Source organism: Cognatishimia activa (assembly GCF_017798205.1).
GTDB classification, from domain to species: domain Bacteria; phylum Pseudomonadota; class Alphaproteobacteria; order Rhodobacterales; family Rhodobacteraceae; genus Cognatishimia; species Cognatishimia activa_A.
Genome location: NZ_CP060010.1, coordinates 140,683 through 163,403, shown reverse-complemented (window position 1 = coordinate 163,403; position 22,721 = coordinate 140,683). Strand labels below are relative to the sequence as shown.

At 55.9% G+C, this 22,721-nt stretch carries 26 protein-coding genes; 12 read left to right on the top strand and 14 right to left on the bottom strand.

Annotation, left to right across the window (positions count from 1 at the left end):
• The 4 genes from aceE to puuE form a co-directional block, all read right to left on the bottom strand.
• Positions 1-2,655, bottom strand: a complete 2,655-nt coding sequence (gene aceE, locus HZ995_RS00775; protein ID WP_209356800.1) for a pyruvate dehydrogenase (acetyl-transferring), homodimeric type — start codon at positions 2,653-2,655, stop codon at positions 1-3.
• Between the two features lie 285 nt (positions 2,656-2,940).
• Positions 2,941-4,254 carry a uracil-xanthine permease family protein gene (locus tag HZ995_RS00770; protein WP_209356799.1) on the bottom strand — a complete coding sequence of 438 codons (1,314 nt, stop codon included), beginning with the start codon at positions 4,252-4,254 and terminating at the stop codon, positions 2,941-2,943.
• Positions 4,255-4,303: 49 nt separating this feature from the next.
• Entirely contained in the window at positions 4,304-4,795 is a 492-nt protein-coding gene (locus tag HZ995_RS00765) for an ureidoglycolate lyase (RefSeq protein WP_209356798.1), read from the bottom strand.
• On the bottom strand, positions 4,792-6,207 hold the full coding sequence (gene puuE, locus HZ995_RS00760) for an allantoinase PuuE (protein ID WP_209356797.1): 1,416 nt from the start codon (positions 6,205-6,207) through the stop codon (positions 4,792-4,794). Before puuE ends, HZ995_RS00765 begins: the two co-directional genes overlap by 4 nt.
• 147 nt (positions 6,208-6,354) lie before the next feature.
• On the opposite strand from puuE, the gene uraH reads away from it, so the two are divergent.
• On the top strand, positions 6,355-6,708 hold the full coding sequence (gene uraH / locus HZ995_RS00755) for a hydroxyisourate hydrolase (RefSeq protein WP_209356796.1): 354 nt from the start codon (positions 6,355-6,357) through the stop codon (positions 6,706-6,708).
• On the opposite strand, the gene HZ995_RS00750 is transcribed toward uraH, so the two are convergent.
• The gene (locus HZ995_RS00750; protein ID WP_209356795.1) at positions 6,705-7,616 is read right to left on the bottom strand and encodes a LysR family transcriptional regulator; all 912 of its coding nucleotides are present in this window, start codon (positions 7,614-7,616) and stop codon (positions 6,705-6,707) included. The genes uraH and HZ995_RS00750 overlap by 4 nt on opposite strands.
• A gap of 92 nt (positions 7,617-7,708) precedes the next feature.
• On the opposite strand from HZ995_RS00750, the gene HZ995_RS00745 reads away from it, so the two are divergent.
• Complete coding sequence (locus HZ995_RS00745) at positions 7,709-8,932, top strand: urate hydroxylase PuuD (RefSeq protein ID WP_209356794.1); 1,224 nt, start codon at positions 7,709-7,711, stop codon at positions 8,930-8,932.
• 73 nt (positions 8,933-9,005) lie between these two features.
• Here HZ995_RS00745 and HZ995_RS00740 read toward each other — a convergent pair whose 3' ends face one another.
• Positions 9,006-9,122 (bottom strand): entericidin A/B family lipoprotein, encoded by a 117-nt coding sequence (locus tag HZ995_RS00740; RefSeq protein ID WP_209356793.1) that lies wholly within the window; start codon positions 9,120-9,122, stop codon positions 9,006-9,008.
• A gap of 232 nt (positions 9,123-9,354) precedes the next feature.
• On the opposite strand from HZ995_RS00740, the gene HZ995_RS00735 reads away from it, so the two are divergent.
• On the top strand, positions 9,355-10,422 hold the full coding sequence (locus tag HZ995_RS00735; protein WP_209356792.1) for a hypothetical protein: 1,068 nt from the start codon (positions 9,355-9,357) through the stop codon (positions 10,420-10,422).
• A 1-nt stretch (position 10,423) separates the two neighbouring features.
• On the opposite strand, the gene parE is transcribed toward HZ995_RS00735, so the two are convergent.
• Entirely contained in the window at positions 10,424-12,385 is a 1,962-nt protein-coding gene (gene parE, locus HZ995_RS00730) for a DNA topoisomerase IV subunit B (protein ID WP_209356791.1), read from the bottom strand.
• A 184-nt stretch (positions 12,386-12,569) separates the two neighbouring features.
• Between parE and HZ995_RS00725 the strand changes: the two genes are divergently transcribed.
• Positions 12,570-13,940, top strand: coding sequence for an MATE family efflux transporter (locus HZ995_RS00725; RefSeq protein WP_245168698.1), 1,371 nt, complete (start codon positions 12,570-12,572; stop codon positions 13,938-13,940).
• Here HZ995_RS00725 and HZ995_RS00720 read toward each other — a convergent pair.
• Positions 13,937-14,356: a hypothetical protein gene (locus tag HZ995_RS00720; RefSeq protein ID WP_209356790.1), complete on the bottom strand. Its 420-nt coding sequence runs from the start codon at positions 14,354-14,356 to the stop codon at positions 13,937-13,939. The two genes, HZ995_RS00725 and HZ995_RS00720, sit on opposite strands and share 4 nt — an antisense overlap.
• 9 nt (positions 14,357-14,365) lie before the next feature.
• Positions 14,366-15,568: a pyridoxal phosphate-dependent aminotransferase gene (locus HZ995_RS00715; RefSeq protein WP_209356789.1), complete on the bottom strand. Its 1,203-nt coding sequence runs from the start codon at positions 15,566-15,568 to the stop codon at positions 14,366-14,368.
• Between the two features lie 79 nt (positions 15,569-15,647).
• Here HZ995_RS00715 and HZ995_RS00710 point away from each other — a divergent pair, with 79 nt between their 5' ends.
• The 3 genes from HZ995_RS00710 to HZ995_RS00700 all read left to right on the top strand — a co-directional run bounded on the left by HZ995_RS00710 (position 15,648) and on the right by HZ995_RS00700 (position 16,903).
• The gene (locus HZ995_RS00710; RefSeq protein ID WP_245168697.1) at positions 15,648-16,052 is read left to right on the top strand and encodes a helix-turn-helix domain-containing protein; all 405 of its coding nucleotides are present in this window, start codon (positions 15,648-15,650) and stop codon (positions 16,050-16,052) included.
• A gap of 3 nt (positions 16,053-16,055) precedes the next feature.
• Positions 16,056-16,319, top strand: coding sequence for a succinate dehydrogenase assembly factor 2 (locus HZ995_RS00705; RefSeq protein ID WP_209356788.1), 264 nt, complete (start codon positions 16,056-16,058; stop codon positions 16,317-16,319).
• A gap of 86 nt (positions 16,320-16,405) precedes the next feature.
• Entirely contained in the window at positions 16,406-16,903 is a 498-nt protein-coding gene (locus HZ995_RS00700; RefSeq protein ID WP_209356787.1) for a MarR family winged helix-turn-helix transcriptional regulator, read from the top strand.
• Position 16,904: 1 nt separating this feature from the next.
• Here HZ995_RS00700 and HZ995_RS00695 read toward each other — a convergent pair whose 3' ends face one another.
• Positions 16,905-17,333, bottom strand: coding sequence for a VOC family protein (locus HZ995_RS00695; RefSeq protein ID WP_209356786.1), 429 nt, complete (start codon positions 17,331-17,333; stop codon positions 16,905-16,907).
• Positions 17,334-17,518: 185 nt separating this feature from the next.
• Here HZ995_RS00695 and HZ995_RS00690 point away from each other — a divergent pair, with 185 nt between their 5' ends.
• The 3 genes from HZ995_RS00690 (at position 17,519) to HZ995_RS00680 (ending at position 19,277) form a co-directional block, all read left to right on the top strand.
• Entirely contained in the window at positions 17,519-18,334 is an 816-nt protein-coding gene (locus HZ995_RS00690; protein WP_280719981.1) for a thymidylate synthase, read from the top strand.
• Complete coding sequence (locus HZ995_RS00685; protein WP_209356785.1) at positions 18,331-18,813, top strand: dihydrofolate reductase; 483 nt, start codon at positions 18,331-18,333, stop codon at positions 18,811-18,813. The genes HZ995_RS00690 and HZ995_RS00685 overlap by 4 nt, the downstream gene beginning before the upstream one ends.
• A gap of 113 nt (positions 18,814-18,926) precedes the next feature.
• Positions 18,927-19,277, top strand: a complete 351-nt coding sequence (locus tag HZ995_RS00680) for a hypothetical protein (RefSeq protein ID WP_209356784.1) — start codon at positions 18,927-18,929, stop codon at positions 19,275-19,277.
• A 57-nt stretch (positions 19,278-19,334) separates the two neighbouring features.
• On the opposite strand, the gene HZ995_RS00675 is transcribed toward HZ995_RS00680, so the two are convergent.
• A complete protein-coding gene (locus HZ995_RS00675; protein WP_209356783.1) occupies positions 19,335-19,544 on the bottom strand; it encodes a cold-shock protein in 210 nt (69 codons plus the stop codon).
• 203 nt (positions 19,545-19,747) lie between these two features.
• Between HZ995_RS00675 and HZ995_RS00670 the strand changes: the two genes are divergently transcribed.
• On the top strand, positions 19,748-20,062 hold the full coding sequence (locus HZ995_RS00670; RefSeq protein ID WP_209356782.1) for an arsenate reductase family protein: 315 nt from the start codon (positions 19,748-19,750) through the stop codon (positions 20,060-20,062).
• Positions 20,063-20,104: 42 nt separating this feature from the next.
• The gene (locus tag HZ995_RS00665) at positions 20,105-20,473 is read left to right on the top strand and encodes a hypothetical protein (protein WP_209356781.1); all 369 of its coding nucleotides are present in this window, start codon (positions 20,105-20,107) and stop codon (positions 20,471-20,473) included.
• Here HZ995_RS00665 and HZ995_RS00660 read toward each other — a convergent pair.
• The 3 genes from HZ995_RS00660 to bufB are packed head-to-tail and all read right to left on the bottom strand — an operon-like array spanning position 20,470 to position 22,660.
• Positions 20,470-21,048, bottom strand: coding sequence for a DoxX family protein (locus HZ995_RS00660; protein WP_348521218.1), 579 nt, complete (start codon positions 21,046-21,048; stop codon positions 20,470-20,472). The two genes, HZ995_RS00665 and HZ995_RS00660, sit on opposite strands and share 4 nt — an antisense overlap.
• A complete protein-coding gene (locus tag HZ995_RS00655; protein WP_209356780.1) occupies positions 21,048-21,806 on the bottom strand; it encodes an HvfC/BufC N-terminal domain-containing protein in 759 nt (252 codons plus the stop codon). Before HZ995_RS00655 ends, HZ995_RS00660 begins: the two co-directional genes overlap by 1 nt.
• Positions 21,803-22,660 carry an MNIO family bufferin maturase gene (bufB, locus tag HZ995_RS00650; RefSeq protein WP_209356779.1) on the bottom strand — a complete coding sequence of 286 codons (858 nt, stop codon included), beginning with the start codon at positions 22,658-22,660 and terminating at the stop codon, positions 21,803-21,805. The genes HZ995_RS00655 and bufB overlap by 4 nt, the downstream gene beginning before the upstream one ends.
• Positions 22,661-22,721 lie beyond the last annotated feature (61 nt).

Below are 22,721 nucleotides of genomic sequence, written 5' to 3'. Positions count from 1 at the left end.
TCACACCAGACGGGGGTTCGGCTTGTTGCCGTCGATGTCATATTTTTTAAGTGCTTTTTCGAGCTGCGCCTTGGTCACGTTGCCCTCACGATAGAGGTCAACCATGGCCGCCGCCGCGATGTGGTTTGCATCCACCTCAAAGAAGCGGCGCAGGTTCACGCGGCTGTCAGAGCGCCCGAAGCCATCCGTGCCCAGAACCGTGTAGCGACCCGGAACCGCAGAGCGGATCTGCTCGGCATAGTTCTTCATATAGTCGGTCGCGACGATGATCGGGCCTTTGGCTTTGCTCAGTTGCTCGGTGACAAATGGCACTTTCGGATCCGCCAGCGGGTTCAGACGGTTGTGACGATCCACATCCTGAACATCGCGGGCCAGCTCGTTGAAGCTTGGGGCAGACCAGATCTCGGAAGACACACCAAAGTCCTCTTCCAGCATCTCAGCCGCCTTCATCGCCTGCACCAGAATGGTGCCAGAGCCCATCAGCGTGACATGTTTCTTGCCCGGACGTTTCACGTCTTTGAAACGATAGAGACCCTTGATGATGTCATCCTCAACACCTGCTGGCATATCCGGATGGCTGTAGTTCTCGTTCATCAGCGTGAGATAGAAGAACACGTCTTCTTGGTCCTCATACATCCGCTTGAGACCATGTTGCACGATGGTGGCAACCTCAAACTGGAAGGTCGGGTCATAGCTGATGCAGTTCGGGATAGTGCCTGCAAGGATATGGCTGTGGCCGTCCTCGTGTTGCAGACCTTCACCGTTCAGTGTGGTCCGACCCGCGGTGCCGCCCAGCATAAAGCCACGGGCACGGCTGTCGCCTGCGGCCCAGGCCAGATCGCCGATCCGCTGGAAGCCAAACATCGAGTAGTAGATGAAGAAGGGGATCATTGGCACGCCGTGGTTGGAATAGGACGTCGCCGCCGCAATCCAGTCGGCCATCGCGCCGGCTTCGTTGATGCCTTCTTGCAGAACTTGACCGTTGATGGACTCTTTGTAGTACATCATCTGGTCTGCATCTTCGGGCGTATAGTTCTGGCCCAGTGGGTTGTAGATCCCCACAGATCGGAACAGCCCTTCCATACCAAAGGTGCGGCTTTCATCCGGCACAATCGGTACCACGTTTTTGCCGATCTGCTTGTCACGCAACAGCGTGGTCAGGATACGGACAAAGGCCATAGTGGTTGAAATCTCACGCTCGCCTGTGCCTTTGAGCTGTGCGTCAAACTTCGACAGCGGCGGGATTTCGAGCTTGTCGGATTTGGTTTCCCGTTTCGGGAACTCGCCACCCAAAGCTTTACGGCGATCTGCAAGATAGGCTTTCTGAGCGTTGTTCAGCTTTACAAACGGTGCTTTTGGCAGATCTTCGTCGCTCACAGGGATCTCAAAGCGATCCCGGAACGCGCGCAGTTGATCCTCGGCCATTTTCTTTTGCTGGTGGGTCGTGTTCTGACCTTCACCCGCAGAACCCATGCCGTAACCCTTAACCGTTTTGATCAAGAGGCAGGTTGGGGTGCCTTTGGTATCTGTCGCGCGTTTGAAGGCTGTATAGACTTTTTGCGGATCATGGCCGCCACGACGCAGAGCAAAGATCTGCTCGTCGCTCCAGTCTTCGACCAGCTTCGCGGTCTCTGGGTATTTGCCAAAGAAATGCTCGCGGATATAGGCGCCGTCTTTGGATTTGAAGGTCTGGTAGTCACCGTCGACTGTTTCATCCATCAGCTGACGCAGTTTGCCAGAGGTGTCTTTCTCTAGCAGTTCGTCCCAGCCCTTGCCCCAAAGCAGTTTGATGACGTTCCAGCCTGCGCCACGGAAGTCGCCCTCAAGTTCCTGAACGATCTTGTGGTTGCCGCGCACAGGGCCATCAAGACGCTGCAGGTTGCAGTTCACAACAAAGATCAGGTTATCGAGGCCCTCGCGCGCGGCGAGGTCGATCGCGCCACGGCTTTCCGGCTCGTCCATCTCGCCGTCGCCCAGGAAACACCAGACCTTACGGTCCGCCATATCAATGTGGCCGCGGTTGTGCATGTATTTCATGAACCGTGCTTGGTAGATCGCCATCAACGGGCCAAGACCCATGGAAACGGTTGGGAACTGCCAGTAGTCCGGCATCAGCCATGGGTGCGGATAAGAAGACAGGCCATTGCCATCTACTTCAGAGCGGAAATTCTCCATTTGCTCTTCTGTTAGACGGCCTTCCATGAAGGAGCGTGCATAGATGCCTGGGATCACGTGACCCTGGAAGAATACCAGATCGCCGCCGTGGATCGCCGACTTAGAGCGCCAGAAGTGGTTCAGGCCGATGTCATACATGACAGCAGAGGAGGCGAAGGAAGCGATGTGGCCGCCGTATTCGCTGCTGACCTTGTTGCGGCGGACAACCGTTGCCATCGCGTTCCAGCGGTTGATCGTGCGGATGCGCCATTCCATATCCAGATCGCCGGGGAAGGCTTCCTGCTGATCCACTGGTATCGTGTTCTGATATGGGGTTGTCGCCGAAAACGGCAGGTTCGCCCCGGCGGCGCGCGCTTGTTGCACCGCTTTGTCTAATAGGTAATGCGCCCGGTCCGCGCCATCGCGCGCGATCACATCCTCAACGGCATCTTGCCATTCTCGGGATTCGACCGGATCAATATCGTCCAATGGTGTCGCCATGTAGAGACCTCCTCCAAAATGCTATAGCAGCAGTATAGTTTAATGCTGAACTACTTTGGTAGCTGGCTACGCGCATAGCAGCCATGCATAAGTCGGGCAACTCAATTCAAAGCCGACCTCCATAAGTATAAGCGAATGTGGAGGCGTTGTTTCTTGTGGGCGGTTTTGATTAAGTGTTTGTAATTAATATATTTTAATTCTTTTTAGCGTTAAAAAAGACGCACTCTAAAAGGGTGCGTCCAGTATTGAACTATAATTTCAACGGACGAGGTCCGCCGAGACGTCTTAGTCTTCTTGTGGCAAAACCAGGTTCAGCACAATCGCGCAGAGCGCTGTCGGTGCGACCGCCGATGTCATCAACGTTTTCACCACGCCTGGCAGGTACTGCACGGCTGTTGGCACAAGGTTGAGGCCAAGGCCAACTGCCAGTGAGATCGCGATGATCACCATATTGCGGCGGTTCATCTTGACCTCAGAAAGCACGTTCAGGCCAGCCGCAGCCACCATGCCGAACATCACGATCACACCGCCACCAAGCACAGGCAGAGGCATAGAGGCGATGACCGCGCCGATCTTTGGCAGAAGGCCACAAATCACCATAACAAGACCAGCGATGGTCACAACATGGCGGCTCATGATACCGGTCATGCCGACGATGCCGACGTTTTGGCTGAAGGAAGTGTTTGGCAGGCCGCCAAAGACACCCGCAACTGCAGTGCCCAGACCGTCCGCATAGGTCGCGCCCTGGATCTCGGCATCGGTTGCATCGCGACCCGCGCCCGCTTTGGCGGTGGCTGAAGCATCGCCCACGGTCTCAATCGCCGAAACGATCGACACCAATGTCACGGCAATCACGGCACCGAGGCTGAATTCAAACCCGTAAGGCAGTGGCTGAATGCCGGTGATCCAGGAGGCTTTGGCAACCGCGCCAAAGTTCACCATGCCAAGAGCAAAGGCCAGAGCATAGCCCGCGAGCAAGCCCACGAGAATAGCTGCGCTGGAGAGGATGCCTTTGGTAAAGAACTTAAGCACCAAGGCGACGATCACCACTGTCAGGGCGACAGACCAATGCATCAGCGAGCCAAAGCTTTCGGCTTCCATTTGGAACTGAGCAGCCCCGCCTGCTGCGTATTTGATCGCAACGGGGATCAGGTAAAGACCAATCGCCAAGATCACGAGCCCGGTCACAAGCGGCGGGAAGAGCCAGCGTAGGTTGCCGATCACCGACCCCAATAAGAAGTGCACGATACCGCCAATGATACAGGCGGTCAGCGCCACGCCGAGCCCTTGGGTCGCGGCAATCCCCGCAAGCACGCCTACAAAGGCAAAGCTAGTACCCTGCATAATCGGAAGCCGCGCGCCGACGGGGCCAATCCCAACGGTTTGAAACAGCGTCGCGATCCCGGCGAAGAGCATCGCCATCTGGATCAGATAGATCTGCTCTGGTCCCCCAAAGGCCAGCCCGGCAGCGCCAGCCACGATGATGGACGGCGTTACGTTGGATGCAAACATCGCCAGCACGTGCTGAAACCCAAGCGGGATCGCTTGGTTTAACGGCGGTGTTGCATTTGGATCTGAGTAAGTCTGTGCGTCTGCCATGAAATGTCCCTCTTTCTGTTGGCAATGAGTGGCACTGTTGTCTCAGCGCCTATTCTTGTTGTTTGGTTACCATGAAACCAGTTTCATAGGTGAATTCTTCTAGGTTTGCGCCATCGCCAATGCGGTCGATGACGGCGAACAATCCGGGGGTATGCAGCGGTGTCAGAACGCCGTGCCAAGTATTTCGATGAAAATTAATGCCTTGGCCCGCGCGAGTGATAAAGGCACGCGGTGTGCCGGGCGTGCCGTCCAGGTCTTCGGCGACGATGACCAAGAAAGGCGATATGCTCATTGGTATAAAGGCTTGTGACCCTAAGGGGTGCCGCTCTACCAGATTGAAGTGATAGGGCAGCGCGCGTGGGATCGCGTCAAAGAGGCTGATTCCCGCGCGCCCGTCTGTGAAATCGAGGTTTGCGAGGTCGTGGTGACGGCCGCACATGTCCTGATTGATCATCTTGTCAGGCGTGTCGCGCAGCTCCAAGGCGTCTCCGAAAGGGGCGAAGGTCTCTTTGGTCAGGGGCTGGGCGATGATCTCGATCATGGCAAAAGATCTGCGAGGCGCAGCTCGGCGATGCGTTCGACCTGTGTGCAGGCCCCGGCGAATTCGGTCGCGCTGTCATTGTTAATACGGCGTTCAAAGGCATTCAGGATGCCCTGTTTGTTGTGATCTCGTACGGCGATGATGAAGGGGAAGCCGTGTTTGGCGACATAGTCGGTGTTCAGCTGGGTAAAGCGCGCGCGTTCCGCGTCCGTCAGCATATCAAGGCCAGCTGAGGCCTGTTCAGAGGTTGACTCCTCTGTCAAGCGTCCTGCGGCAGCGAGCTTGCCCGCCAGATCCGGGTGGGCAAGCAGAACGCCACGACGTTCGTCCTCGGACGCGATCCGAAACACACGGGCGAGGGCGGAATGCAGGCCGATAGCTGTGTCATGGGCGGGGCCGAGTTCTCGGTCAAAAGCACGTTCTGCGATCCAAGCGGAATGCTCAAAGATGCCTCCATAGGTGCCTACAAACGTCTCTCGATCCATTTGGGATGGACGCGCATAGCGTTGATGCGGGTGGTGTTCCGCCCAGTGTTTCGCAATGTCGATCCGGCGTGGGGTCCAGACGCCTTCAAAGCCTTGGATATAGTCGATGAACTGCATGAGGCCTTTGATCTTGCCGGGCCGTCCGATGAGGCGACAGTGCAGGCCGATGCTCATCATCTTGGGCGCGCCAGCGCGGCCTTCTTCATAGAGCACATCAAAGGCGTCTTTCAGATATGTGAAGAAATCCTGCCCCGTCACCCAGCCCGGCGCGGTCGCGAAGCGCATGTCGTTAGCTTCAAGCGTATAGGGGATGATCAGCTGATCGAGGTCGCCATATTCGCGCCAATAGGGCAGGTCGTCATCATAGGTGTCTGAAACATAGTCAAAACCGCCTGTTTCCGCGACCAGTCGTACGGTGTTTTCCGAGCAACGTCCCGTGTACCAACCGCGCGGGGCTTCACCTGTGACCTCTTCGTGGAGCCTCATTGCTTCGGCTATCGCCGCACGCTCTTCGGCCTCAGGCATATCCTTGTGCTCAACCCATTTCAAACCATGCGAAGCGATTTCCCAACCAGCCTCTTGCATAGCGCGGACCTGTTCCGGCGCGCGCGCCAAGGCCGTTGCAACGCCATAAATCGTGACCGGGATCTTTACGCTGGTGAAGAGCTTATGCAGACGCCAGAACCCCGCCCGCGCGCCATACTCATAGATCGACTCCATGTTCCAATGGCGTTGCCCAGGCCACTGAGCCGCCCCAGGGATATCGGACAAAAACGCTTCCGAGGCCGCATCCCCATGCAGAACACAGTTCTCGCCGCCTTCCTCGTAGTTCAGCACAAACTGAACCGCCACGCGTGCGCCATTCGGCCAAGCCGCATCCGGAGGCGTCGCCCCATAGCCGCGCATATCTCGTGGATATCGTGTCACGCCCAATGTCCCTCTTGTTTCTTCCCTTCTAGCGCAGGTCGAAAGGATTTATTTTCAGGAGTATTTTGAAAGAGACATTCGCGTCTGTACAGTAGGTTTGTCGGATCGGATCAGGATAGACCCGAGTAGGGTGAAAAGGATGAAAATATGAGCGGATATCTTACGACACATGTCTTGGACACGGCCAAAGGTTGCCCGGCCGAAGGCATTCGGATCACGCTCTATCGTTTGACCGGCGTAGGCCGAGAAGAGATCGCGCAGGCGGTGACCAATGACGATGGCCGCACAGATTCACCGATCCTGCCTGAAAGCGAATTCGCGACGGGTAGCTATGAGTTGGTTTTTGAGGCTGGAGATTACCTCAGGAACAGCGGACAAGCCTCTGAGGATGTTCTGTTTCTGGATGCCGTGCCCATCCGCTTTGGTATGAGCGACGCTGCGCATTATCACGTACCGCTTCTGTTGTCGCCTTACGGCTATTCCACCTATCGCGGCAGTTAATCTGCTTTCGGCAGGCTCTGCGCCACATGCTGCGCCATGTGGTCGATGAAAAGCCGCGTCTTGGGATCTTGGTGGCGACGGTGTGTGTACAGGCAGCCAAGTTGGATCGGCACGGGTGGGGTTTCCGTCAGCACCGGTACCAAAGCGCCCGACGCCAAGTGGTCGGCGACTTCAAAGGTCGGTTTCATAATGATCCCATGGCCCTCAAGCGCCCATTGCGTGAGCACATCACCGTCATCCGTCTCAAACGGGCCCGCGACGGCAAAGCGCTGGGTCTCACCATCGACCTGCAAAGGCCACTGAAATTCCGGAGCCCCCGGATAGCGCAAATTCAGACAGTCATGGGTGCCATCGGTCAGCTCGTCCGGTGATTTCGGCTGCCCTTTGCGTTTCAGATAATCCGGCGCGGCACAAAGCAAACGCGGGCAATCCGCGATCTTGCGCACCCTAAGAGCGCTGTCTTCGGGCAGGCCGAGGTAAAAGGCGATATCCAGACCCTCTGCGGTCAGATCAAGCTTGCGATCAGACAGGCGCAAGCGCACGTTGATCAGCGGATATTCTTCTTTAAAGGCAGGGATTTGCGGCGCAATCAACCGTCGCCCAATCCCCAATGGCGCCGCAACAAACAAAGACCCACGCGGGTTATCCGTGACGGAATTGACCGCAGCCTCAGCCTCATCAATCGCCTCCAAAACCTTCACGGCCCCGCTATAGAAAATATGCCCCTGTTCGGTCGCATTCAACTGCCGCGTCGTGCGCTGGAACAGGCGCACATTCAGGTAATCCTCCAATTGCGAAATCCGCGAGGAGGCCACCGCCGCCGAGATCCGCTGATCCCGCGCGGCTGCGGACATATTGCCAAGCTCGTAGACACGGACAAAGGTACGGATATTGTCGATATAGGACATGATTTACTTGCTATTTTTGAAACTTCTCGCCTTTCTATGGCAATGGAAGATAATCCGCAAGCTCGGTAGAGTGCGCATGAAGGAGTCGCGCCATGTTTGAACTGCCAATCATCTGGGAATGGATCGGCTTTGCCGTGCGCTGGGTGCATGTGATCACCGCCATCGCCTGGATCGGATCTTCGTTTTATTTCATTGCGTTGGACCTCGGTCTGCGCCGGGACGGAGACCTCGGCGGCGCGGATGGAGAAGAATGGCAGGTGCACGGCGGCGGCTTTTACCACGTCCGCAAATACCTCGTGGCGCCCAGCGAGATGCCCGACCACCTCACATGGTTCAAATGGGAGAGCTATTCGACCTGGCTCTCGGGCTTTGCGCTTCTCATGGTCATCTATTGGGTCGGCGGCGAGCTTTATCTGGTCGATAGCCACAAAAGCGATATCACCCTGTTCCAAGGCATCCTGATCTCGGCAGGGTCTCTGTCGATCGGTTGGTTGATCTATAACTTCCTCTGTCGCTCAGGCATGAAGGAATATCCGACGCTTCTGATGTTCCTCTTGTTCTGCCTCTTGGTGGTCATGGGCTGGGGCCTCAACCAAGTCTTTACGGGCCGCGCCATGATGCTGCATCTGGGGGCGTTCACGGCGACGATCATGACGGCCAATGTGTTCTTCATCATCATGCCGAACCAGCGGATCGTAGTGGCGGATTTGAAGGCAGGACGGAAGCCTGATCCCAAATACGGCAAGATCGCGAAACTGCGCAGCACGCATAACAACTACCTGACGCTGCCGGTGATTTTCCTCATGTTGTCAAACCACTACCCGCTGGCCTTTGCAACGGAATACAACTGGGTGATTGCCGCTTTGGTCTTCCTGATGGGCGTCACGATCCGGCATTTCTTTAACACCATGCATGCGCGGGGCGGGATGAAATGGTGGACGTGGTGCGTGACCGCGATCCTGTTCATTCTGATCATGTGGCTGAGCACGGCGGGGATGTCGGGACGCACGTTAGAAGAGACCGAGGCCGCGATCCCACCGGAGGGCCAGCGGTTCGCGCAGGCCGAGGGGTTTGACGAGGTCACCGATATCGTGCTGGGCCGCTGTTCCATGTGCCACGCGCGCGAGCCGTTTTTTGACGGCATCCACCGCGCGCCTAAAGGGGTGATTTTGGAAACCCCCGGAGAAATCGCCGCCCATGCGCAGGCGATTTATGTGCAGTCAGGGGCGACCCACGCCATGCCGCCCGCAAATGTGAGCTGGATGGAAGAGGCCGAACGCGCGAAGGTCGTGGCTTGGTTCAACGCCGGCTCGTAGGGTGGGGTTTCACCCCACCAATGCTGCGTTGGTGGTCAAGGCAAACGCCCGAGTGGTGGGTTAGAAACCCACCCTACTTCGCCGCGTTGGAAATAGCATTGCCCGCAGCAGAGATGTCGCGGCCAGCACCTTCGATGGTCTCGCAGGCGGTCAGAGCAAAGAGAGCGGTGATGATCAGAATGCGCGTCATGGGTTGGTCCAGTTGATTTCGTAGGTGCAACATAGATTTAGTGCGAATGGAGGGGAAGCTCAAGTTTTGGGTGCGTTGTTATGAATTGCCAGTGCCGCTTGCGGCTCGGGCAGCGCCCGACCGCCCCCATGAGCGGGCGTTGCCCTTTAGAGCCAACACAATTGAAAACCTTGAAGATTGACGTTCTACAAAACCCACCCAATAATGAAAAAAATATTTAAGGTTGCATTTCTTGAAACAAATTAGCGTACGTTTTCACGTTCCCGAACATCACGTAAGTGTAGATACATTTGTAGCGTCTGCACTGTCCACGCAAAGGATTATTGATACTCTGAACGATGAGTTGTTTGGAGGCGACATAGTCGTCGTTCTAGTAGTCGCGGCACCAGAATCTGGAAGCATACGCCAAATACTCAAGGTTGTGGTCAAAGGAGCAAAGATCTCAGCGATTGGTGTTGGAGGTAGTTGGGCCGTTTTTTGGTCAATTGTTCAAATGCTTGAAACAGACATAGCTAAGTCAGTAATCAAAGAATTGACTGGCCAGGAGCCTGCTGCGATCGCTGCAGACGTTGTGCGTGAATATCATGACAAAGCGGAACTTCAAAAAAGCAAAAAAGAAATCGAAGAGCTTGAGGCAGAAGCTATTGAAAAACTGTGCGAGAAAGTTGAAGAAATATTCGTAGACTCCGCCGCCTCCGTATTGGAGGCGCCGAGAGATCAGTTGGACAGCTTGGGCATTTCATTAAAGGCTCGCTACGAACTTACCAGCGCTCAAGCCGAACTTTTTGAGAAATGCATTTCAGAGATGGATGTCTCTGCTATTGAATTTGAAAATACAGGATCGCCACCCATTCCGCGCAGTGGTTTTCCTGAGCGCGCCATTCGACCCCAAAAACCTGAAAAAGATGAAAGCCCTAATGAGCATTGGGATGTTTCGATTGTTGAACTGACTGTCACGTCGCCCGTATTGGAAAAACGAGATCAAGAAACTCGTAAGTGGAAAGGGCGGATCGGCGACCAAAAATCCGTTCTTTTTGCCGTCGAGGACCAAGACTTTTGGAACAAAGTTGACAGACATGATCTATCGTTTGGTCAGGATGACAAAATAACCGTTCAGCTCGCGACAAAGTATGTGGATGGACGTCAAAGGGAACACAAGGCGGTTCGGGTGCTGAAATTCAACGATCAATCAATCGGTAGAGCACTAGATGAAAACGCTCTGGCATCGATCTTGGGTGAGTATATTCAAGACAGCGACTATCTTAAAAACTCACCTAGAGGTTTGTTTGATCGACTGTAAATCAAACATCCAACTCCTCCACAAACCGCGCGTTTTCTTGGATGTACTCAAACCGCTTCTCCGGTTTCTTGCCCATCAATCGCTCGACAAGGTCTCCGGTTTCGCCCGGGTTGTCCTCGTCAATCGTCACGCGGATCAATTTGCGTGACGCGGGGTCCATGGTGGTCTCTTTCAAATCCTTCGCGTCCATCTCGCCCAGACCTTTAAAGCGGGACACATCAATTTTGCCTTTACCGCCAAGGCCTTTTTCCAAATAGGCGTCGCGTTCGGCCTCGTCGATGCAATAGACGCGCTTGGCGCCTTGGGTCAGGCGGAAGAGGGGCGGGCAGGCCAGATACAGATGTCCTTGGTCAATCATCGGGCGCATCTGGGTGAAGAAGAACGTCATGAGCAGCGAGGCGATATGCGCGCCGTCCACATCCGCGTCGGTCATGATGATGATCTTGTCATAGCGCAGATCATCGACGTTGAAACGGCTGCCCAGCCCGACGCCGAGCGCTTGGGAGAGGTCGTTGATTTCGGCATTGGACCCGAGTTTCGAGCTCGCCGCGCCGAGCACGTTCAGGATCTTACCCCGCAGGGGCAAGAGCGCCTGTGTCTTACGGTTGCGCGCCATTTTGGCCGAGCCGCCCGCGGAGTCACCCTCGACAATAAACAGCTCGGTGCCGTCGCGGTTGCTTGCCGAACAATCCACCAGCTTGCCGGGCAGGCGGAGTTTCTTGGTTGCGGACTTCCGTTGGGTTTCTTTTTCCTGACGGCGGCGCAGGCGTTCCTCGGCGCGCAGGACGAGGAAATCGAGGATCGCACCTGCGGATTTCGTATCCGCCGCTAGCCAGTTGTCGAAGTGGTCGCGAACCGAGTTTTCCACCATTTTATTGGCGGACTCGGTGCTAAGGCGATCTTTGGTCTGGCCCACAAAGGCCGGATCCGCGATGAAACAGCTGACCAAGGCGCAGCCGCCCGTCAACAGATCGTCCCGCGTGATCTGTGCGGCCTTTTTGTTGCCGACGAGTTCTCCGTAGGCCTTGATGCCCTTCAGGATCGCGGCCCAGAAACCAGTAACATGGGTGCCGCCTTCGGGCGTGGGGACGGTGTTGCAATAGGACTGGATGAAGCCGTCACGTGAAGGCGTCCAGTTGATCGCCCATTCTACATAGCCGGCTTCGTTGAACTTCTCTTTGAACTGTACTTTGCCTGCGAAAGGCGCGTCGGCATAAGAGGTCGCAGTGCCCAGCGTCTCGGTCAGATAGTCCGAGAGGCCTCCGGGGAAGTGGAAGGTGGCTTCGACCGGTGTTTCGCCGTCGTCGATTTCGCTTTTCCAGCGGATCTCGACGCCAGAGAAGAGGTAAGCCTTAGAGCGCACCAACGTAAACAGCCGCTTGGGTTTGAACCGGTGGCTGCCAAAGATCTGATCGTCTGCGTGGAAGGTCACCGTCGTGCCGCGCCGATTTGGCGTGGTGCCGATTTTCTCCAGTTTGCCCTGTGGCACGCCGCGCACGAAGCTTTGTTGATAGACTTCTTTGTTCTTAGCGACCTCGACGATCAGGCTGTCAGACAGCGCATTCACCACGGTGGAGCCGACGCCATGCAGACCACCCGAGGTCTCATAGGCTTTGCCCGAAAATTTGCCGCCCGCGTGGAGCTCGGTGAAGATCACCTCGAGTGCTGATTTGTCGGGGAACTTGGGATGCGGATCAATTGGAATGCCGCGCCCGTTGTCCACGACTTTCAGTGAGTGATCCGCCAGCAGAGTGACCTCGATCCGCGTCGCAAACCCAGCCACGGCTTCGTCCATCGAGTTGTCGATGATCTCGGCGGCCATATGGTGCAACGCGCGCTCGTCGGTGCCGCCGATATACATGCCGGGGCGTTTGCGGACCGCTTCAAGGCCGTCAAGCACGTCAATGGAGGACGCGTCATAGGTGGACTCAGTTTCGGTTTCCGCAAGAAGGTCGTTGGCCATATGGATCTGCTGCTCTGATCTGTCTTTGATTGGCTCTACTATTTCACCCAAGCCCGCTTTGAGCAAGGGCGGCGCGGCGGTCTGTGGATAAGTTTCGCCGCCCGCGATCTGCTGTCAAAACACGACAGTGTCTTCGTCGTTCCTGTACTTGCCAAGATTGCGTGTGACTCCTAAGGGTTGTGGCATGGAACACAAGGTTATGAGTTATCGGGGCCATTTTCGGGCCCTTTTGGTGCTGGGACTGCCGTTGATCGGCGGCCATCTGGCGCAGTTTGCGATTGGCATGACGGATACGGCGATGTTGGGCCGCTATTCGGCAGAGGCTTTGGCGGCGGCTGTTCTGGGAAGCACCTTGTTTTTCGTGACATTCATCTTGGGATCGGGGTTTGCCATTGCCGTGATGCCGATGGTGGCTGAGGCAGATGCGACGGATGACGATATTCAAATCCGACGGATCACGCGGATGGGGATGTGGCTGTCTGTTGGCTATGCGTTGCTGATTTTTCCTCTGTTCTGGTGGTCCGCTCCGGTGCTTAAAGCCATTGGGCAACAACCGGATCTTGCGGATCAGGCGCAGCTTTATTTGCGGATCGTTGTCTTTGGTTTGCTGCCCGCGCTTTTGACCAATGTTCTGAAAAGCTACCTCGCCGCACTGGAACGCACGCGTGTAGTGTTTTGGATCACCGTTCTGGCCGCTTTGGTAAATGCGGCCGTGAACTACGTGCTGATCTTCGGCAAATTCGGAGCGCCAGAGCTTGGGATCGTCGGCGCGGCAATAGCGTCTTTAGTGGTGCAGGTGGTGTCGATTGCGGGCGTTGTGATCTATGCGCTGAAAGTGCTGCCAGAGCATGCGATGTTCCAGCGGATCTGGAAAGCTGACGGCGAAGTCCTGGCCAAGGTGTTCCGTGTCGGGCTTCCGATTGGGTTGACGGCTTTGTCCGAAGTGACGCTCTTTGCGTTTAGCACGACCATGATGGGCTGGCTTGGGACTGTCCCATTGGTGGCCCATGGCATTGCCATCAATATCGCAGGGCTTGCCTTTATGATGCACCTTGGCCTGTCGAGCGCAGCAACGGTGCGGGCGGGCAATGCCTTGGGACGCAAAGACTATGACCACCTTGCGCGGGGCGCGCGGATGGCGATTTGGATGAGCCTTGGGTTTTCGGTTGTCGCAGTGACAGTCATGGTGACCATCCCTCAGACTCTGATTGGGTTGTTCCTGACTTCGGATGATCCAAACTATGAAGCCGTTGTTATTTTGGGCGCCAAGCTCATGTTGCTGGCCGCACTGTTCCAATTTGTGGACGGCGCGCAGGCCATGGCTTTGGGGCTTTTGCGCGGGGTGCTGGACACGAAATGGCCGATGATCCTCGCTGCCGTCAGCTATTGGCTGGTGGGCGTCAGCATCGGCTACACGTTGGGTTTCCCGCTCGAGCTTGAAGGGGTTGGCGTCTGGTTTGGGTTGGTTGCGGGGCTGGCCTGCGCAGCCGTTTTGCTAATGTGGCGCTTCTGGCGACAGATAATGGTGAACCTGAGAGCCTCGGGCCAAAGCTAGTCTTTGGCGGCTTTAGTCTCTTTGCGCACCCGATCTGCCGTCTTGCGTACTAGAACCTGACGCAGATCGTGCATGGCCAGAAACAAGGCATCCGCGACACCCTCGAGGTCCTTGTCGCTGGCTTCAGTTTGCGCCCAATGCGCCGTTTGATTGATGTCCTCAATCACTTGCATGGCGCGATCCAGACGTCGCCAAGGAAGGCTTTCTTGACGGTCGGCGATCCAGGCTTTGATGGCCTCCTGATCTGCTTCAGACAAGGCCTTGTCACCCGTCGCTTTATACTCGCCACTGCGCAGGTTCACCGTCGCGATCTGCGTCATGTCCAACCGCCCGTTGCGCGCATCATCCGCCATACGAAAAACCGTCGCGCCATTGTCGCGCAGGCGAAAGTAAAGCTCGGGTAGGGCGCTGATCATGGGGGCTCCTTAAGTCAGGGCGGCACAGAAATCCTGAATACGGGTACAGGCCTCTTTCAAAGCCTCATCCGAGGTCGCATAGCTTACGCGGAAATTCGGCGAGAGGCCAAAGGCTGCACCAAAAACGATGGCCACATCTTTTTCCTCAAGCAAGGCAGTGGCAAAGGCCTCGTCATTTTCTATGACGGTCCCATTGGGCGTGGTCTTGCCAATTAGCCCCGCGATGGAGGGATAAACATAAAAGGCACCTTCAGGCGTGGGGCACACCACGCCGTCAATCTCGTTGAGCATCGAGACCACGAGATCGCGGCGGCGCACGAACATCTCGTTGTGCTTGGCCAGATAGTCCTGTGGGCCATTCAAAGCCTCAATCGCTGCATATTGGCTGATGGAGCAGGGGTTTGATGTCGATTGGCTCTGAATCTTGCGCATCCCGCCGATCAATTCGACCGGACCAGCCGCATAGCCAAGGCGCCAGCCTGTCATGGCATAGGCCTTGGAGACGCCGTTGCAGGTGAGCGTACGGTCATAGAGCGCGGGTTCGACCTCTGCAGGCGTGCAGAATTTGAAATCGCCATAGGCCAGATGTTCATACATATCATCAGACATCACCCAGACATGCGGGTGGCGCAGCAAAACATCCGTTAACGCTTTGAGCTCATCGTGGCTATAGCCAGCACCGGTTGGATTGGACGGGCTGTTAAAGATGAACCATTTCGTTTTCGGCGTGATTGCTGCGTCGAGCTGCTCTGGGGTCAGCTTGAAGTTATTCTCTAGCGTGGCCTCGGCAATCACCGGCGTGCCGCCTGCCAGCAAAACCATATCTGGGTAGCTGACCCAATAAGGCGCGGGTATCACGACCTCGTCGCCCGGATTGATCGTCGCCATCAGCGCATTGTAAAGCGTCTGCTTGCCGCCAGTGCCAACCGAGATCTGTTGAGGTGTGTAGCTCAACCCATTGTCACGCTTCAGCTTTTCGCAGATCGCCTGTTTCAGCTCTGGGATGCCGTCAACAGCCGTATAGCGGGTCTTGCCCGTCTCGATGGCCTCTTGACCCGCCTTGCGAATGTTTTCGGGCGTGTCGAAATCAGGCTCTCCGGCAGAGAGGCCAATGATATCGCGTCCAGCCGCCTTCAGCTCTGCGGCTTTGCCGGTCATCGCCATAGTCGGAGAAGGTTTCACGCGGCTCAGGGAATCTGCAAGAATGGACATAATGCCTCGTTTGTAATCCGGTCATGCTTGTCATAATGTGCGCCCCATTGATGGGCAAGCAAAGTTAAGGGCGACGGCGATGAGCGATCAGGACGAATGGACCGGCGAAGAGGTCATGGATACCGAAGATTGGTATGTGCCCGAGGTCGCAACCTTCGGAGATCGTCTGACGGCGGCACGTGAACAGGCGGGCCTGTCCCAGACGGATCTGGCGCGAAAACTGGGGGTCAAGAAAGTCACCTTGGTCAGTTGGGAAGACGATCTGAACGAGCCGCGTGCCAACCGGTTGCAGATGGTGTCTGGCCTGTTGGGCGTGTCGCTGAAGTGGCTGCTGACAGGCGAAGGCGACGATGTGGACGTCGAAGAGTCCACGGCCTCGGCTGATCAGGCGATCTTGTCCGAAATTCGCGAAATTCACACGCAGTTGCAGAATGCGACCAAGCGCTTGGCCGTGCTTGAAAAGCGTCTTCGCAAAGGGGCCTGATCTGTGTCTGAGACCCATGAAAACCGCCTAAAGCGACTGCAAATGCGATCCATGCGCCGCGGTATTAAGGAAATGGACATCATTCTCAGCCGCTATGCCGATGCGTATCTTGCGGGCATGGATGAACCTGCATTGGACCTTTATGAGGCCCTGTTGAACGAGAACGATCAGGACCTCTATCAATGGGTGAGCGGACAGGCCGAGGCTCCACAAGAGCTTGCGGCATTGATTTCTGAGATTTCAGCTCATGTCCAAGGCGCTGATTAAATTGAATTTTAATCGACTGCTCCGGATTTAACGGAATTTTGGCAATTTTGACTCAACCTAACCTCTGACAAACCTCGGAGGCAGGGATGAGCATTCATTCACCCACGCGTCTTCCCACAGACGCGGGATATATATCGAATTATCTGGACGCGCTTGCGCTGGTGGAACGTCTGCATCGCTTGCTTTTGGATGTCATTAAGGACGAGTTTGAGCGGGTGGGCGTGTTGGAAATCAACGCGGTGCAGGCGCTTTTGTTGTTCAATATCGGCGACAATGAGGTCACGGCGGGCGAGCTGAAATCGCGTGGCTACTATCAGGGCAGCAACGTCAGCTATAACCTTAAAAAACTGGTGGAAATGGGCTATATGCACCATCAGCGCTGCGAGATTGATCGCCGCTCGGTGCGGGTGCGATTGACGCCAAAAGGGCGTGAGATCCGCGATCTTGTCGCGACTTTGTTTGAACGTCACGCCGACGGGCTGCAATCCAAAGGCGTTTTGGGGATTGAAGGCCTGCTGGATATCACACAGGCCCTCAAACGAGTGGAGCGGTATTGGACGGACCAAATCCGCTATATCTACTGATTTACCAGTGACCGGTGTTTTCCATCGAGGCCCAGGGTTCCGCCGATGGCAGTGCATCTCCATCCTGCAATAGTTCAATCGAGACATTGTCCGGGCTGCGCACAAAGGCCATGCGCCCATCACGTGGCGGTCGATTGATAGTGACACCATTGTCCATCAGATGCTGGCACATGTCGTAGATGTTTTCGACACTATAGGCGAGGTGGCCAAAGTGGCGGCTGTCGCTGGGCAGTCCGTCGTCTCCGTCCCAATTGTAAGTCAGCTCGACGTGCGCATCTTCTTGGCCCGGAGGCGTCATGAAAACCAATGTGAACCGACCGCCTTCGTTCTCATAGCGGCGGGTTTCTTCCAGCCCGAGCAGCTCATAAAAGGCGATAGAGGCGTCTAGGTCAGCCACACGAACCATCGTGTGCAGGTAGCGAATCTTCATGTGTCAGCTCCGGTAAAGATCATGGTTGCGCTAAAGCTAGATGTTTCATGTCGCCTGTCGAGAGGCTTCTGGCGGATTGCGCGGAAATTAACAGCATTTAGCGGCCTTTTGGGTGGTGGCGTCTAGATCTGGGGGGTATGCTTGCTCATGAGTCGCGGGGTGAATTGGCGACGATGGAGGGCAAAATGCAGCAATATCACGACCAACTGCGCTTGATTTTGGATCAAGGGACGCCCTCAAGTGATCGTACGGGAACTGGCACGACGTCCTATTTCGGGATGCAAGCACGCTATCCGCTCAGTGACGGATTTCCCTTGGTCACGACCAAGAAACTACATCTGCGCTCGATCATCCATGAACTGCTTTGGTTTCTGAGTGGCGACACGAATATCAAATACCTCAAGGACAATGGCGTCTCGATCTGGGACGAATGGGCGGATGAAAACGGGGATCTGGGCCCGGTCTATGGCTATCAGTGGCGCAATTTTCCGGCGCTTCAAAACGACGACGGCATCCTCAGTCGCGGAAGTGTGGATCAGGTCGACGAGCTGATCAAGCTGATCAAGACCTCGCCCGACAGTCGCCGTATGATTGTGTCTGCCTGGAACCCCGCTGATGTCCCCGACATGGCGCTGCCGCCGTGCCATACGCTTTGGCAAGTGCGGATCATTGGAGGCAAGCTGCATTTGCAGCTCTATCAACGCTCGGCCGATATGTTCCTTGGCGTGCCGTTCAACATCGCCTCCTATGCGCTTTTGCTGGTGATGCTGGCACATGTGACAGGGTACGAGCCGGGCGATTTCGTACATACGATTGGCGACGCGCATATCTATTCCAACCACATGGAGCAGGTCGCCACGCAATTGGAGCGCACACCCAAACCTTTGCCGCAGATCCGGATCAAGCGCGACGTAAAGTCCATCTTCGACTTCAAATTCGAGGATTTTGAAATCCTGAACTACGAAGCCGACCCAAATATCAAAGCGCCGGTGGCCGTATGATTTCCCTCATCGTGGCGCGCGCGCGAAATGGCGCGATTGGCAAAGACAATGATATCCCGTGGCACGTCCCCGAGGATCTCGCGATGTTCAAACGCGAAACGCTGGGCGGCGCGATCATCATGGGGCGCAACACCTGGGATAGCCTGCCATTTAAGCCACTAAAGAACCGGTTTAATATCGTCGTGTCCTCGCAAAAAGATCTGGCTGAACATGTGGCGAGCTCGATTGACGAGGCCATAGCTCTGGCGCGCGCCGAGGGCTATATGCGGATCTATGGGATCGGCGGCGCAGGGATCTATAAGGCCATGCTGCCGATTGCGGATCGGCTTCTGGTCACCGAGGTCGACACAGAGATCCCGGATGCAGATGTCTACTTCCCAGATTTCTCGACCGATGATTTCCACCGCATCTCAGAAGTGCCTTTGGAGGGCGCAACACCAGCCTGCCGCGTGGACGAATATATTCGCCGCGTCCGTTAACCGTTTTTCCAGCGGTTCCCCGCTATCAGAAATTGACTGACCCACAAAATATAGTAGTCTATGGGCCAGTGACCCACCTGATAATTGAGCAGAAGCAAAGAAAAGGGGCCTAGATGTTTAAGAATATCCTGTTCGCAAGTTGTCTTGCCGTCATCGCGGTGCCTGCGCATGCGACCTGCATTATCTTTCCGTGCAAGATCAAGCCGGATCCCGAAATCACTTTCACACCAAAAACGCCGCCCCAAGTGCCAATGGGCTGCGCCTATCGCATGGCCGCCGCGGCCAACGCCAATGCCGGTGGCATTTGCCCAGCGGGTCTGCAGCCTGTTCAAGTTGGGGGAATGGTCAGCTGTGGTGTGCCGGTCGCGGGCGAAGTCTGTCACGAGCCGCCGCGCGTGAAGCCGAAGGTTCACAAACGTATGGTCTGCCCAGAAGGCGTAAAGGGATGTTACACCACCAACTGAAGTTGGTGATGTGATTGTCTTAGATCATGTCCTGGGGGTGCTCCCGTATCCCTAGGATTATTGGACCAGTTTCAAGTCGCCTGCCATTTGACGGCCATCACGGCCTTCGGACAGCTCATATTCGACTTTCTGATTGTCCGCCAAACCTGTCAGACCAGAGCGTTCTACCGCCGAAATATGGACAAAAACGTCTTTGCCGCCTTCGTCAGGTGCAATAAAGCCGTAGCCTTTTGTGGTGTTGAACCATTTAACGGTGCCACTTGGCATACCGTGTCTCCTTCCATTAGTCAGTCACCCTGTTTTCGCAGGGTGCAACATCTGATCTAGGATCCCTTTTCATAAAGTACAGAGCCGGTCACATAAAACGAATGCTACGGTTGGGATGATTGCACGCCTATTGTAAAAAGCAAGCGAAACAGGACGTATTTCCTTCACGAAGCGTCCAGCGGGAAAAAAATACAGGAAAAGCGATGAAAATATATGGCCTAAAGAACTGTGATACCTGTCGTAAGGCGATAAAGGCTCTGCCTGAGGCAGAGTTCGTAGACGTACGCGCGGATGGGATTTCGCCAGAGGTACTGACGCAGGCCTATGAGGTTTTGGGGGAGGCTTTGGTTAATACACGGTCTACCACATGGCGCGGAATGGACGAGGCGACACGTGCGATGCCGGTGCTCGATCTGCTTGCGCAGGAGCCGACTGTGATGAAACGGCCCTTGATTGAACGCGACGGGGAATTTCTTTTGGGATGGACCCCTAAAGTACAGGCTGCACTTGGATTATAAGGGGGCGTGCCCATGTAAAGTGGGCGGCTTAAGGAGAGACAGATGCGGAATGCAGCACTGGTTTTAGGGATCATCGCCGGACTTTTCGGCATGATCGTAGGCTTTTTTGGCTGGGGCTACACCGAAGTCATTGACCGCTATGGCGAGGTCGGAGACTGGGCGACACAGGTCGAGAACGTCGGTTTGGTGCGCTCCACCGCCCTCATGGCTCCGCTGTTGGCCATTGCGGGCGGCGCAATGGCGCGAGCGCGGGCGCTGTGGGGTGGCGTTTTGCTTTTGATCTCAGCGGCTTGGATGTATGCGGGCTTTGGGTTCAACGTCTTTACGATGTTCCCGATTGCCTTTGCGGGTCTCGCCGGGGTGCTGGCCGTTGCGGCGGGCAAACCCGACGAGGAGAAGGCGCATTTCTAAGCGGCGACTGGTTTTTTGTTCAGGCCAAGCAGGGCGTCGACCGAAATAGGGCCGGCGCCACGCACGATCAGCACCACAAAGAGCAGCATCCAGAAGGCGCGCTGATCTAGGATCGCCGAGTTTGAGAACTGATCAAACCAGACGCCGAGTGTCTCTTTGTGGGCAATGCCGCCGTGACCGTAGAGGTCGGTGAGGCTTTGGACCACGACAAAGCCGATCATGCCAACGCCAGCCAAGCGCGTCAGAAGGCCGATGACGACCATGATGGGCAAAAGGATTTCGGCCCAGCCGCCGCCGACGATCACCAGCTTCTGAAAGAAGGACGCCTGGGTGATGTCGTAAAACACGGCCTCAGCCGCTTTCGGGAAGATCTGGACAAAGCCGCCGTCTGTAGGCTTCAGGAACCCAAAGATACCGTTGCCAAAATCGACTTTAGAAACGCCCGACTGATAGAAATAGTAAAACAGCACGGCTGCGAAAACGAAGCGCGAGAGGGTTGGCAAGAGCCAAGGTTCCGCCAGGCGTTCTACGCCCGCAAAGATGCTTTTATAGAGTGACATCAGTTGGTTAATCATTACGCATCTCCGGTTTTTATGGCGGTTATGGCATTCCCGGCAATCAACAGTCCCAAGGTTGTTTGCAGATCGAAATCGGGAATGGCGGTGGTGGCTTTATCGAGCGCCTGACCAAAGGCTTCGCCCGCTTGCAGGGCCATGACAAAGGTCGCTCCGCCTGCGGGCAAAAGCTGGGGCGCGGGGTCAAATTCGGCGCGGGTGATGATCAGGGCTTCTCCGCTGGGGGCCTCGGGCATTGGCGTGCCGTGGGTTTGGGCAGACCAGATCGAAAAGATCGGCCAGCGGGAGCGCAAGAGTTTCAGCGACGGCGCTATCTCCAGACGCGCGGCCATCAACTGATCCGCGGGCAGGGTGGCGATGATTTGCGGATCAATCGGCGTGGCATCCGCCGCGTGATAGCTTTGGCGCATGGCCAGTTCCAGACGGGCGACATCGGGCAGATAGGGGTATTTCTGAACCGGCTCGAAGCCCGTCAAAAACGCCGGCATCTCATCGCCGTAGTACATCATCATCGGCGTTGTTGGCGGATGCTGCCGCACGAACAGACCCGCCATCGCGCCAAAGAATTGCTCGCCGAGCAGTTTCTGCAGCACCGGAAAGCTGGTTTCCAAAGCTTCGCTAAGGCTGAGCACAACGTTGTTGCGGTAGACGTCAAAGCGTTTGCCCGCCGGACGCCCCGCATGGTCGATCAGGTTTTCCGGGTGCGGTAAATCAGGGCGCAGCAGCGCCTCGGTGAAATCTGTTTGATCCGGTGTCATGCCGCGGCCTTGACGTTTGTCATGATATCAAGGGCTTGGGCGGCTTCGCTTTCAAGTTCGTCCCAAGGGGGGATATTGCCGTCGCGTTCGATCAGCACGGGCTTTTTGCCGCCGCGCAGGATCGTATGGGCAAAGAGCGACCAGACCTGATTGACCACAGGCTGGTCATGGCTGTCGATCAACAGAGGGTCGCCGTGGTCGTCCACGTCCTCGTCATGGCCGCCAAGGTGGATTTCTCCGACCAGATCCAGCGGGAAGGCGTCGATATATTCAACAGCATTCATTTTCTGGTTAGTTGCCGAGACAAAGACGTTGTTCACGTCCAACAACAGCCCACAGCCCGAACGGTTCGCGACCTCTTTCAGGAAGTCGATCTCGCTCATGTCGCTGTCGGAAAAGGCCAGATAGTTCGAGGGGTTCTCAAGCAGCATCTGACGCCCGACAGTCTCTTGAACCTGCGAGATATGGCTGCTGACGCGCTGAACGGTCTTTGCGTTATAGGGCAGGGGCAGTAAGTCGTTCAAAAAGTGTGTTTCGTGGGTGGACCAAGCGAGATGCTCGGAAAAGCTGGCAGGGTTCAGCCAGCCGACTAGATGCTTCAGACGGTTGAGGTGGTCTTGATCAAGGTCGCCTTCGCCACCGATCGAAAGTCCCACGCCGTGGACGGACATTGCATAGCGCTCGGCCAGATGCCGAAGTTGCGCCAAGGGGCGGCCGCCGTCGCCCATGTAATTCTCTGCATGGATCTCAAACCAGCTGACCGAGCCGGCGTTTTCCATGATGTCTGCGAAATGCTGAGGTTTGTATCCGACGCCGCACCCCTGTGGGAGGTGTTCAAAACTTTGGTCAAACATGGCGAACCTCTTTACCAAGTGCAGTTGGGGTGAGCTGGGCCCTACGGTCAGGCCCAGCTCG